General features: G+C 40.7%; 14 protein-coding genes. 2 read left to right on the top strand and 12 right to left on the bottom strand.

The genetic code is table 11. The features are described from left to right. Nucleotides 1-15: 15 nt before the first annotated feature. From AC52RT_RS17970 to AC52RT_RS17935, 8 genes are read right to left on the bottom strand one after another with little or no spacing between them, the layout of a single operon-like run. A complete protein-coding gene (locus AC52RT_RS17970) occupies nt 16-762 on the bottom strand; it encodes a class I SAM-dependent DNA methyltransferase (protein ID WP_495542015.1) in 747 nt (248 codons plus the stop codon). Further along, the gene (rsfS, locus tag AC52RT_RS17965) at nt 759-1,112 is read right to left on the bottom strand and encodes a ribosome silencing factor (RefSeq protein ID WP_040373871.1); all 354 of its coding nucleotides are present in this window, start codon (nt 1,110-1,112) and stop codon (nt 759-761) included. The genes AC52RT_RS17970 and rsfS overlap by 4 nt, the downstream gene beginning before the upstream one ends. Further along, the gene (gene yqeK, locus AC52RT_RS17960) at nt 1,109-1,684 is read right to left on the bottom strand and encodes a bis(5'-nucleosyl)-tetraphosphatase (symmetrical) YqeK (RefSeq protein ID WP_495542014.1); all 576 of its coding nucleotides are present in this window, start codon (nt 1,682-1,684) and stop codon (nt 1,109-1,111) included. Before yqeK ends, rsfS begins: the two co-directional genes overlap by 4 nt. After that, nucleotides 1,674-2,243 carry a nicotinate-nucleotide adenylyltransferase gene (locus AC52RT_RS17955; protein WP_495542013.1) on the bottom strand — a complete coding sequence of 190 codons (570 nt, stop codon included), beginning with the start codon at nt 2,241-2,243 and terminating at the stop codon, nt 1,674-1,676. The genes yqeK and AC52RT_RS17955 overlap by 11 nt, the downstream gene beginning before the upstream one ends. 10 nt (nt 2,244-2,253) lie before the next feature. After that, the gene (gene yhbY / locus AC52RT_RS17950; protein WP_495542012.1) at nt 2,254-2,544 is read right to left on the bottom strand and encodes a ribosome assembly RNA-binding protein YhbY; all 291 of its coding nucleotides are present in this window, start codon (nt 2,542-2,544) and stop codon (nt 2,254-2,256) included. After that, a complete protein-coding gene (aroE, locus tag AC52RT_RS17945; protein WP_495542011.1) occupies nt 2,538-3,380 on the bottom strand; it encodes a shikimate dehydrogenase in 843 nt (280 codons plus the stop codon). Before aroE ends, yhbY begins: the two co-directional genes overlap by 7 nt. A gap of 16 nt (nt 3,381-3,396) precedes the next feature. Further along, the gene (yqeH, locus tag AC52RT_RS17940; RefSeq protein WP_340846510.1) at nt 3,397-4,521 is read right to left on the bottom strand and encodes a ribosome biogenesis GTPase YqeH; all 1,125 of its coding nucleotides are present in this window, start codon (nt 4,519-4,521) and stop codon (nt 3,397-3,399) included. Continuing rightward, nucleotides 4,503-5,024 (bottom strand): YqeG family HAD IIIA-type phosphatase, encoded by a 522-nt coding sequence (locus AC52RT_RS17935; protein ID WP_495542010.1) that lies wholly within the window; start codon nt 5,022-5,024, stop codon nt 4,503-4,505. The genes yqeH and AC52RT_RS17935 overlap by 19 nt, the downstream gene beginning before the upstream one ends. 455 nt (nt 5,025-5,479) lie before the next feature. Between AC52RT_RS17935 and AC52RT_RS17930 the strand changes: the two genes are divergently transcribed. Then, the gene (locus AC52RT_RS17930; RefSeq protein ID WP_495542009.1) at nt 5,480-5,620 is read left to right on the top strand and encodes a sporulation histidine kinase inhibitor Sda; all 141 of its coding nucleotides are present in this window, start codon (nt 5,480-5,482) and stop codon (nt 5,618-5,620) included. Nucleotides 5,621-5,664: 44 nt separating this feature from the next. On the opposite strand, the gene AC52RT_RS17925 is transcribed toward AC52RT_RS17930, so the two are convergent. Beyond that, the gene (locus AC52RT_RS17925) at nt 5,665-6,444 is read right to left on the bottom strand and encodes a phosphatidylserine decarboxylase (protein ID WP_495542016.1); all 780 of its coding nucleotides are present in this window, start codon (nt 6,442-6,444) and stop codon (nt 5,665-5,667) included. A 123-nt stretch (nt 6,445-6,567) separates the two neighbouring features. Here AC52RT_RS17925 and pssA point away from each other — a divergent pair, with 123 nt between their 5' ends. Then, on the top strand, nt 6,568-7,104 hold the full coding sequence (gene pssA, locus AC52RT_RS17920) for a CDP-diacylglycerol--serine O-phosphatidyltransferase (protein ID WP_495542008.1): 537 nt from the start codon (nt 6,568-6,570) through the stop codon (nt 7,102-7,104). Nucleotides 7,105-7,152: 48 nt separating this feature from the next. Here pssA and AC52RT_RS17915 read toward each other — a convergent pair whose 3' ends face one another. The 3 genes from AC52RT_RS17915 to AC52RT_RS17905 form a co-directional block, all read right to left on the bottom strand. After that, nucleotides 7,153-8,949, bottom strand: a complete 1,797-nt coding sequence (locus tag AC52RT_RS17915) for a M3 family oligoendopeptidase (RefSeq protein ID WP_495542007.1) — start codon at nt 8,947-8,949, stop codon at nt 7,153-7,155. 242 nt (nt 8,950-9,191) lie between these two features. Next, nucleotides 9,192-9,908, bottom strand: coding sequence for an RNA polymerase sporulation sigma factor SigK (gene sigK, locus AC52RT_RS17910; RefSeq protein ID WP_495542006.1), 717 nt, complete (start codon nt 9,906-9,908; stop codon nt 9,192-9,194). 479 nt (nt 9,909-10,387) lie between these two features. Beyond that, nucleotides 10,388-10,525 carry a YrzI family small protein gene (locus AC52RT_RS17905; RefSeq protein WP_081704803.1) on the bottom strand — a complete coding sequence of 46 codons (138 nt, stop codon included), beginning with the start codon at nt 10,523-10,525 and terminating at the stop codon, nt 10,388-10,390. Nucleotides 10,526-10,733: the final 208 nt, after the last annotated feature.

The raw sequence follows: 10,733 nt of genomic DNA, 5'->3' as shown, positions 1-10,733 counted from the left end.
CCCTTTTTGCTTAACTTATTTTTTTCTTGCAACAAACAAAATGCGCTCGGTTTCTGCGTGTATGGGTTCGTCCTCAAGATCAGATAGAAGTTCAAGCACCTCAAAACCGGCTGCTTCTAGTAAGGAGCGGTAATGGGAGGCTTGATAGGTCCGCTGATAATGGAACTCATCAAAACGGTCATACGTACCGCTTTCCTCATCACGAACGAAAAAGCTTAGTTCATGTTCAACGCTGTGTTCTTCTTCGCCAGGGAAGCATTCCCAAATATACGATACTTCATCATCTGCTAAGGCGAAGGTTTGATTGGCAAAAACCTTTTCCATTTTATAAACAGAATGAACATCGAAGAGGAAAAGTCCATCTTCGCGGAGATGGGTATACACACCAGCAAACGTTTTAGCAACATCATCTTCTTCGCGAAGGTAATTGAGCGAATCACAAAATAGCGTGACTGTATCATAGGTGCCCAGACCCTCAAGTTCAGCCATGTTTTGCTGAAAGAAAGAGAGAGAAAGTCCAGCATCAGCAGCCTTTTCATTTGCCATTGCAAGCATTTCCTCGGACAAATCTACTCCAGCAACGGTAAAGCCATGCTTTGCAAGTTCAACGGTGAATTCTCCCGTCCCACAGGCCAAGTCGAGCACGTGTTTGCCATCGACGTTATATTGCTCCATTTTTGCAAGAAGCAGTTCGAGCCACTTCTCGTATGGAGCATCCTTCATCAAGTCATCATAGACATAGGCAAACCGTTCATAACTCATAGATTCATGTCACTCAAATCTTCAATTGGTGCATCGCCCCAAAGGCGTTCAAGCTTATAATAGCCTCTTTCATCACGGTGGAATACATGAGCAATAACATCACCAAGGTCAACAAGAATCCATTTTGCTTCATCAAAGCCTTCCATCCGTTTAACTGTAACGCCGTTTTCTTCAGCCTTACTTTTTAGTTCGCGGGCAATTGCCTGCACTTGTTTATCGGAGTTACCGTGACAGATTAAGAAATAATCAGATATCAACGAAATCCCCTTCATATTTAGTACAACAATTTCCTCAGCACGTTTATCATCAGCAGCTTTTACTGCGGTTACGAGTAGTTCACGTTCAGTCATTCAATCTTCTCCTTAGTCTTCATGATTAAATCGTTATAAGAATGGAATGTATCAGGATAGACAGCCTGGTTCTTTTTCATTAGAAAAACGATTGTGTTACGCATGGCTTCAATAACTGCTTGGTTTAGGCTGATTTTAGCTGTTTCCCGTACTTCATCAACACCAGGAAACAATCGGCCAGGCTCAATATAGTCAGCCAAGTAAATAATCTTATCAAGCAGTGTCATTCCGACTCTGCCTGAGGTATGGTAACGGATAGCATCTAGAATCTCAGAATTGGTTATTCCGGCTTCTTTTTCAACGAGATAGGCTCCGACTGGCGCATGCCAAAGCTCGCTATGAAAATCGAGCAGGGTTGAAGCCATACCTTGTGAAACGATGATTCCGCGCATTTCCTCTTTAGGACGAAATTTAGCATAATCATGGAAAATGGCAGCAAGCTCTGCCTTTATAACATCAGCGCCATAACGATTCGCTAGCTCAATCGCTGATTCAGTCACACCAAGCGTATGCTGGTAGCGACGCTCAGTCAATTGTTTTTTCACCAATTCTAAAGCTACCTCACGATTCATACAAACCATGCTCCTTTATATACTCCCGCACAATGTCCGGAAGCAGATATTTGGTGGTCTGGCCCGCTTTGATCCGTTTCCTAATCATCGATGAAGATAAATGCAGCTCAGGCATCTCTACCATCGTAATCGGATAGCGGGTCGATTCCTCATACCCTGGCCGTTTGACTCCAATAAAGGAGATCAACGTCATTAATTCATCGACGCCGTGCCAGTTAGGCAAATACGCAATCATATCTGCACCAATGATAAAATAAAATTCGACCTCAGGCTCGCGATTTTTTAATAGTTTTACCGTATCAAGAGTGAAAGATGTCCCTTCACGCTCAATTTCTATATCTTCTACAAAAAAGCCCGGATGACCACTAATGGCATTTTCCAGCATTGACAGCCTGTCCAGATTGGAGACCTGCTGCGTTTTCTGTTTATGCGGAGGAACATGATTGGGCATGAACCTAATTTCATCTAGGTTTAATGCATCCAGGACTTCATTCGCAATGATTAGATGGCCGATATGGGGCGGATCAAACGTCCCCCCTAGGATACCTACCCTTTTCATAGGCAACTCCTTATGGTAATTTAATTTGTTTATTTTCTTTTGATTCTTTATATAAAACGACCGTTAGACCGATTAACTGAACCAATTCAGCTTTTGCTCCCTTTGCGAGTGCTTTAGCCACATCATGCTTATCTTCTTCACAGTTTTGCAGGATGCTGACTTTCAATAATTCGCGAGCTTCCAGCGCTTCACGAATTTGTTTAATTAAGTTGTCATTAACGCCGCCTTTTCCTACTTGGAAAATTGCGTTTAAATCATGAGCATTCGCTCGTAAAAACCGTTTTTGTTTACCAGTTAACATGTGGAGCCTCCTAATTTGTTCAAAACAATTTCTTTCATTCTTTGTGTATCCGGCATTATTCCCGTCCACAGCTGAAAAGCAAGCGCAGCTTGATGAACTAACATATCAACGCCGTTCTGTATCTCAGCGCCGTTCGCTTTCGCTTGTATCAAAAATTTGGTTTCAAGCGGGTTGTAAATAGCATCACTTACAAAGGCATCCTGTCTCAAACGTTTGCCGTCAAGCGGCATCGCATTCGTATCAGGGCTCATTCCAGATGAAGTCGTCTGAATGATTAAATCATATTCACCCAGGGACTGCTCCGCTTCTGACATCGTTAGAGCAGATGATTGTTTGGGATAAGGACAGTCAGCAATGAGCAATTCAGCACGAGCAAGCGTCCGATTAGCGATATCAACATTCGATACGCCTTCTTTCACCAATGTGAAATAAATGGCTCTTGCCGCTCCCCCTGCACCAATAATCAAGGTTTTTTTCGACGGTAACTCTGTCCCTAATCGATCAACGAGCGAGCGATAAAAGCCTTCACCATCTGTATTATACCCTATATGTCGCCCATTCTTATAAATAACCGTATTAACGGCCCCAATTGCTCGTGCAAGATCGTCCACTTCATCAAGAAGCGGAATGATGGCCGTTTTATGAGGAACCGTGACATTAAACCCGGATACTCCGATAGCCTTCAATCCTTTAATAGCATCCGGCAAGTTTTCTGACAGCACATGAAAATGATGATATCGAGCAGCAATGTTCTCAACCTGAAAGGCATCATTATGGATTGCAGGGGACATGGAGTGCGCAATGGGATCACCAATAACACCGTAGATATGTTCCATTTCCCTTACCATCTCCTTAAATTAATGATTTACGAAGAATAACATTTACACCCTTCGGCACATAAGCAGCGACCTTAGCGCCTGGTTCATTAACAGTTACCCAACCAAGGCCGGAGAACACAATATCCATCTTACCTTCTTTAATTGAAAATTCATGGCGAACCATCGTTGGAAACTCGTCCATTTGGTCACGGCGCGGCGGATATAACATCTCACCAGCATGATTTTTATAAAGCTCATCTGCTTTTTCAAGCTTCGTCCGGTGTATCCCTAATTCATTCGAGATATAACAAGTTAATGAGCGTCTTCCACCTGCTAGATAATCAAGACGAGCCAGTCCACCGAAGAAAAGGGTTTGTTCTTCATTGAGTTGATAAACTTTCGGTTTAATCTCTTTTTTCGGCGTAATCAGCTTTAAATCACGCTTATCAACAAAGTGAGCCATCTGATGATGATTGATGATACCTGGTGTGTCGATCAGGGCAGTCCCATCATCAAGCGGGATCTCAATGATATCAAGTGTTGTTCCAGGGAAGTGAGAAGTAGTAATAATATCAGCTTCTCCACTCACTTCTTTTATTAAGCGGTTGATGAATGTTGACTTACCAACATTCGTACAGCCTACTACATATACATCTTTGTTTTTACGGTAGTTCTCAATTGCTTCAGCGGCCTCAGAAACGCCATTGCCTTTTTCAGCACTAACCAGCAGAACATCAATCGGATTTAATCCCAATTCTCTCGCTGATTGCTTCATCCAATGAATTAACCGATTATGTTTAATTGATTTAGGCAGTAAATCGACTTTATTACCAATCAACAATACATCATTATTTCCTGCAAAACGGTTTAATCCAGGCAGCCAGCTGCCATTGAAATCAAAAATATCAACGATTTTAACAATCAATGAATCCGTTTCGCCCACTTTGTTAAGAATCTTTAAAAAGTCATCATCGGTTAACGATACGTCTTGGACTTCATTATAATGTTTCAGTCTAAAGCAGCGCTGACAAATGATTGACTCTTTTTCTAATGCCGATGCCGGAGCATAACCTAAACCTTTCGGATCTTCGGTCTGCACATGTACACCACAGCCAATACATAAAATTTCTTCTTGGTTGCTCAATTGTTGTCCTCCCATTCTATCATTCCTTTACGCTTTAAATAACGTAAAATCCTTCGTTCAATTTTGCGATTTATTTTCGTCCAAAAACCGTCCGTTTTAGCCACAGGGACAACCAAAATCGTATGATACCCCCCTCGATTTCCACCGAGTATATCCGTTAACAGCTGGTCACCAATAACGACTGTTTCCTCACGATTGATTCCCATTTTAGCCGCAGCACGGTGAAAAGCACGGCGAAAAGGTTTCCGAGCTTCAAAAATAAATGGAATCTGAAGAGGATCTGCGAAGGACTTAACCCTTATTTCCTTATTATTCGAAACAATTGTGACTAAAATTCCGTGCGCTCGCATTTCTTCAAACCAAACAATCAGTTCAGGAGTCGCTAACGGCCGGTCCCACTCTACAAGCGTATTATCGAGATCCGTTATAATCCCTTTAATTCCTTTGGCCTTTAAATCCTCAGCCTTTATATCAAGAATGCTTTTTGCATGTTCACTAGGCATAAATTGTTTAAACATAGACTCACCCCAATATTTCCGAGTATTTATCGTCTTCCATCATATCCAATTTTTCATCATTTTTCAAAGAAAGTCCGGAAAATTGTCGTATTCTAATTATGTAATTTCGAGCCTTTCATACCCTAATTAGACCCACCGGAATATCATTTTCAGCAAAATTTAATGATACCATAAATAGTGCTTAATAGGGAAAAAGTTTCGACAAAAAACTGCATTTCCCTAATTGTGGATAACTTTATGCACATTATCCACCCTGATTGATATAGAAAATTACCATTTATAAACAACTTAACCACAAGTTATCCACGGGTAGATGTGGATAACCGGAACGATTGTTCTCCAGGATTAATTCTGATACAGTAAAGATACAACAAAGGGAACGTACCAATATATGCAACACATACAAGAATATTCCATAAATATATGGAGGTGAATCGCCGCTATCGGCAGTCAAAATGAATAAACTATCTGACGATTTGTTGATTGAATCCTACGTCAAAGCCCAAAAACTAAAGCTAAGCATTGAATTTATCAGCTTGATTGAGATCGAAATTCGGAGAAGGTCTTTAACACATAAAATCAATGTGGTTTTCTAACCCTTAAACCTGGCCTGATTAAATCAGGCCCCTTTTTTTTGCCTTTATCTTAAATGACCCAGCGTTTGTCCAAGACGCACTTCTGCAGGAAGTTGTATGTCCTGAAGCGGTTCAAATGTTCCTTCTTCAAATAAAAGCACAACCGTTGAACCAAAGCTGAAATAGGCCATCTCCTGACCCTTTGCTAGTTCCTTGGCTTCCTCCGTAATGACGATCGAATTGATAAACATCGCACCAACTTTCACGACGGCAAGATGACCAAATTGATGCTGCATTTCCGTAATGTGACGGTAATTTTTTGAAAGCGGTGCTTGTCCGTACTTCATGCCTAAACGATTAACGGGATAAGATTTCTGCCCAAGTACCCACCGATTATTGACCGTGCCAGTCACTGGCGAATGAATGCGGTGGTAATGGCTCGGACTTAAATAAAGCACCATATATGTACCGCCAATATACTTAGGCAACGCCTCAGTATTCCCTAGCATTTCCTCAATCGAATAAATTTTATCCTTCACGACAATTTGTTTATCAGCGTTAATCTCTCCAATGTCTTCAAATACGCCGTCAACGGGGCTGACCACTGCAGTAGCATCCTCTGTGATTTGTCTCGCACCCTCTTTTAACGTACGAGTAAATAAATCATGCAGCGTATTAAAAGATGAGATTTCTTCTTTACTTTCCTCTTTATTTATATTAAATACTTTTACGAATGAAGGAATTAACGGTTTACTTAATTTAGAATCCGCAAATCTTTTCAATGCTCCTGAAGTCATTCGTCCATTCGTTAATTCAATAAAAAATCTATATAGAGATTGGTACAAAATCAACACCACCATCTGTAAAATTATTCAAAAAAACCACTTGCATAATCTGTAATACGTAAAATATTATTATATAATATAGGTTATTCAAAGTATAACTTGTTTCATGAAAGGAGGGTACAATTGTTTAATCACGCACTTGATCAAACGGTTAAAAAACTGAAAGCCCAATTTGCAAATATACTTACCTTAGTCAATTTATCCCTTGGCGGATATGCAATTATAGCCATTATAAATAATGAATTAAACCTGGGTTTATTATTGATCTTTCTTGCAGCGCTCGCTGATCGTTTCGATGGAATAGCAGCTAGGAAATTTAACTGTGAATCAGAACTCGGTAAACAGCTCGATTCTATGTGTGATATCATATCGTTTGGTGTCGCTCCTGCCCTTCTATTATATCAGGGCCTTTTAATAGAATTTGGTGCTCCTGGTACCTTTTTTGCCGTGTTTTACATTGGCTGCGGTGCCTTCCGCTTAGCTAGGTTTAATATTTCTGAGAACAATGGGTATTTTACTGGAATGCCGATTACAGTAGCAGGATGTTTAGCCACGTTCAGTTTTCTGTTTATCCCGCATGCCCACCCCGTGTTCTTTCTTTGCCTGATCATTCTCTTGTCAATCTTAATGGTCAGCTCCTTTACCTTTAAAAAAGTATAAACAAGCAAAAGAGCCGCTGGTTTCAAACCAGCGGCTCACTTAATGCTTTTACGCTTCCTTAACTAATGGATTCGTTATCTCTAAAAATTCCTCAATATCCTTCAGACACGTTGACACGGCATTCTCCCAGAACGTACGCCCTGAAAGATCCGCTCCAAGATGCTTAGCAGCAAGGTCTTCAACATTCATCGATCCAGTATCACGCAGCAGCGCCATATATTTTTCTTCAAAGCCTTTTCCTTCTTGAAGAGCCTTTTCATAAATGCCCAATGAGAATAAGTAACCAAATGTATATGGGAAGTTATAGAACGGCACATCAGAAATATAGAAGTGAAGCTTCGATGACCAGAAACCTGGATGATATTCACTCAGTGCTTCTCCATATGCCTCTTTTTGGGCATCCGTCATTAATTCATTTAAACGGGCAACACTGACTACCCCTGTTTTTCTTTCTTCATAAAAACGGGTTTCGAATAAAAAGCGTGCATGAATATTCATTAGTAATGCTACTGTCCGTTGGATTTTATCTTCAAGCAGTGCTAACTTCTCGCTTTCAGTTTCTGCTTCCTTCACCGATGCATCCGCAACAATCATTTCAGCAAATGTTGAAGCTGTTTCAGCAACATTCATTGCATAGCCACTGTTTAATGGATGCGTTTCTTTCAGCGTGTGAGAATGGAACGCATGACCCAATTCATGAGCAAGTGTCGACACATTTGATGGTGTTCCAGAATACGTCATGAAAATCCGTGATTGCCCATTGATTGGGAAGCCCGTACAAAATCCGCCTGGTCTTTTATTCGGACGATCTTCTGCTTCAATCCAGCTATCTTCAAAAGCCTTTTGTGTAAATGAAGCAAGCTCACTGCCAAATTTACTAAATTGCTTAGTAATGAACTCAGCACCTTCTTGATAGGTCATTTTGCTGGATTCCCCTGTTGCTGCAATTGGGGCATCAAGATCGGCCCAGCTTAAGCGTTCTACTCCAAGTAATTCAGCTTTACGGTTAAGGAATTTAACCAACGGTTCCTTATTATCTGCAATTACCCCCCACATACTATCAAGCGTTTTTTTCTGCATACGATTGATTTCAAGCGGTTCAGCCAGTATGTCTGTACGGCCATGTTTTTCATAAACACTTAAACGGAACCCTGCCAAGTGATTTAGAGCTTTGGCAAATAACTCGCTCTTTTCACCCCATGCCTGTTCCCAAGCTTCGAAAATCTGCTTCCGAACTTTGGGATCAGCATCTGAAAACTTATTAGACGCCTGGCCCACAGACAACTCTTCCCCATTAAAGGGAATTTTGATTGTGGCAACAATCGTATCGTACAACTGGCTCCAGCCATGATACCCATCTATCGCAAGCTGATTAATTAACGACTCTTCTTCCACAGACAACTTATTCTTCGCCTGATCACGACGTTCAGTTAATATGTATGATAGCTCGTTCAATGGTTCAGTTTTTAAGAGATTCTGGAAAAACGACTCATCCAGCTGAACCAATTTTTGATCCATTTTTGTCAAGACATTCTCAAACGCCGCATATCCAGTAGTAAGAGCTGTTTCCCACTCACTAGCCTTTGTATCAGTCAGATCCTGAGCTCCTAAGCAACTCACAAAACCACCAGCCTGCGAAAGAGCATTCCTAAGAGTAGAAAGACGCTCCACAGCACTAACCAGCAACTGACCATCTTTCTCCTCAGACTTTACCTGCCAGCTGTCAATCAGCCCATCAAACTCAGAGATATCCTTCTCCACTTGGTTCCAAAACTCTTTGAACTCCTGCGAGGAACTGCCCCCCTCAAAAAAAACATCTAAATCCCACGTCAATGAATACGACATCTATGTACCCCCTTATACCTACTTTCTACTATTATATCTTTTTAGCGTGAATATTTCAAAAACTAATACTAAATCCTCCTATGCATCAAATTTTTACTGCCGGGAGGGATGGAATTGAATCCGTACGCCAAAGTGATTCTGGTCGTTTTTATTCTATTTTCAGCAAGCCAATTATCCCTGCAATCAAAAGAAGAATCATAAAAAGCATGAGGCTGCTGCTCCTCATGCTTTTTGTATGTTTCTCAAGACTCCCGTTTCTTCTCTTTTTCGACCCGGTAAAACTCATGGAACATCTTCATCAGTGCCCTCTTCTCAATCCGCGAAACGTAGCTCCGAGAAATTCCTAATTCCTTAGCAATTTCACGCTGTGTCTTTTCTTTTTTTAAATCAAGTCCGAACCTGCCGACAATGACTTCTTTTTCTCGTTCATCTAAGATACCGATGAACTTTTTAACCTTTTCAATCTCCATATTTAGTTGAATGGTATCGATTACATCCTCCGACTCCGATTTGAGCACATCAATCAGACTGATTTCATTCCCTTCCTTATCCTGACCGATTGGATCATGCAGAGAAACATCCTTTTTGGTCTTCTTAGTGGCTCTTAGATGCATTAGAATCTCATTTTCAATACATCGGGCCGCATAGGTAGCAAGCTTTGTACCCTTGCCGTCACTATAGCTTTCAATCGCCTTTATTAACCCTATTGTTCCGATAGAAATCAAATCCTCTGTATCTTCCCCCGTATTATCAAACTTCTTAACAATGTGCGCCACCAGACGCAAATTATGTTCGATCAGGAGATTTCGTGCATGCTCATCCCCTTCACTCATCAGCTTTAAGTATTTCTTTTCATCCTGTGCTGATAACGGCTGGGGAAAGGCATTATTCTTAACATAGGATACTAATAAGTAGAACTCCTTAATTAAATAACCAGCGGCTGCAAGTATTCCAGACATAACTTCTACCTCCCGCTTTTTTGGAGTGCCCTTACCTTACCCTCATACCTATGCTTATTTAGGCTGGTTCGTGTCTGTACGATGAAAAAATCATTATAGTGAAGAACATTTAAACAGCGTTTTCAACACAAAAAAGCTCATGCATTTTTGGCATGAGCTTTTTCTTATATACTTACTCCGCGTCAACCGCCACTTCAGATGAAATGACAATACCAATTACCGTTGCTATAACCAGACCCATTACGATTGAAAACATATCCGACACTCCCCTTATTAGTTTCTTACTATTAAGGTATCATGTAGGAACAGTTTTCAACTGCTGCAGATTTGAACAATTTGCATCCAAAATACGGCATTTTTGTGAAGAGAGTAACTCGTCGTTAGCCGGTATCCTTCTTAACCCAAATACAACCTCTTGCTTCTATCTGAAAAATCCATCCTGCCATCCTCATTTCAACTCCACCTTTCTCATATCCATATTAGAATTTCCGATGCATATAAACCGCATCAATATGTTTCTCACGTAAGCGATCTACGCGTTCTTCGTTTACATACTCTGCAAGTGTTTTCGTTCTTTTCTTAAACGTAATTGTAAAAAATAACATGTTAAAAGTCATGGCTATTCACCTCCCTCAGCGAGGAGCAGTCACCACATTCACCGCTCCCAATATAGAGCGTTTTGTCTTTAATACCTTGAAAAATCCCATAATTTTTCCCTCCTTTTTAAGATAAAAATACTTAATTAATAATTGCGCTGCATGATAAATCGATCATGATGTGCTTGATAAAGCTCACGCACTCGTTCTTCATGCAAATAAGCTTCCT

It is taken from the genome of Peribacillus sp. (genome assembly GCF_059453735.1).
Note: the sequence above shows the minus strand (reverse complement) of the source record. Positions and strands in the feature narration are given on the sequence as shown.

What these genes read in the sequence shown, in the direction of transcription:
- AC52RT_RS17970 (WP_495542015.1), bottom strand. Translation starts at nt 762, where the DNA reads ATGAGTTATGAACGGTTTGCCTATGTCTATGATGACTTGATGAAGGAT.
- rsfS (WP_040373871.1), bottom strand. Translation starts at nt 1,112, where the DNA reads ATGACTGAACGTGAACTACTCGTAACCGCAGTAAAAGCTGCTGATGAT.
- yqeK (WP_495542014.1), bottom strand. Translation starts at nt 1,684, where the DNA reads ATGAATCGTGAGGTAGCTTTAGAATTGGTGAAAAAACAATTGACTGAG.
- AC52RT_RS17955 (WP_495542013.1), bottom strand. Translation starts at nt 2,243, where the DNA reads ATGAAAAGGGTAGGTATCCTAGGGGGGACGTTTGATCCGCCCCATATC.
- yhbY (WP_495542012.1), bottom strand. Translation starts at nt 2,544, where the DNA reads ATGTTAACTGGTAAACAAAAACGGTTTTTACGAGCGAATGCTCATGAT.
- aroE (WP_495542011.1), bottom strand. Translation starts at nt 3,380, where the DNA reads ATGGAACATATCTACGGTGTTATTGGTGATCCCATTGCGCACTCCATG.
- yqeH (WP_340846510.1), bottom strand. Translation starts at nt 4,521, where the DNA reads ATGGGAGGACAACAATTGAGCAACCAAGAAGAAATTTTATGTATTGGC.
- AC52RT_RS17935 (WP_495542010.1), bottom strand. Translation starts at nt 5,024, where the DNA reads ATGTTTAAACAATTTATGCCTAGTGAACATGCAAAAAGCATTCTTGAT.
- AC52RT_RS17930 (WP_495542009.1), top strand. Translation starts at nt 5,480, where the DNA reads ATGAATAAACTATCTGACGATTTGTTGATTGAATCCTACGTCAAAGCC.
- AC52RT_RS17915 (WP_495542007.1), bottom strand. Translation starts at nt 8,949, where the DNA reads ATGTCGTATTCATTGACGTGGGATTTAGATGTTTTTTTTGAGGGGGGC.
- sigK (WP_495542006.1), bottom strand. Translation starts at nt 9,908, where the DNA reads ATGTCTGGAATACTTGCAGCCGCTGGTTATTTAATTAAGGAGTTCTAC.
- AC52RT_RS17905 (WP_081704803.1), bottom strand. Translation starts at nt 10,525, where the DNA reads ATGACTTTTAACATGTTATTTTTTACAATTACGTTTAAGAAAAGAACG.